Here is a 283-nt window from a genome sequence, read left to right on the forward strand (position 1 = left end):
GACGGCCCAGTGCAGGGCGACGAGGGAAGCCGAGCAAGCCGTGTCGACGGTGACGGCCGGACCCTCCAGCCCGAAGGCGTAGGACAGGCGACCGGAAACGACACTCGCCGCATTGCCCGTACCGAGGAAGCCCTCGATGCCCTCCGGGATGACCTGGAACGTGCCGTCGTAATCCTGGCCGTTGGTGCCGACGAAGACACCGGCCTGACTGCCGCGCACGGCCGCCGGATCGATCCCGGCCCGCTCGAACGCCTCCCAGGTGGTCTCCAGGAGCAGGCGCTGC

At 70.0% G+C, this 283-nt stretch carries 1 protein-coding gene; it reads right to left on the reverse strand.

Annotation, left to right across the window (positions count from 1 at the left end; translation table 11 throughout):
- The coding region (locus tag ACEPPI_RS40880; RefSeq protein WP_373920296.1) for a beta-ketoacyl synthase N-terminal-like domain-containing protein at positions 1–283 on the reverse strand (283 nt) is incomplete at both ends.

This window comes from Streptomyces sp. AB3(2024) (assembly GCF_041862025.1).
In the GTDB taxonomy this organism is placed as follows: Bacteria; Actinomycetota; Actinomycetes; order Streptomycetales; family Streptomycetaceae; genus Streptomyces.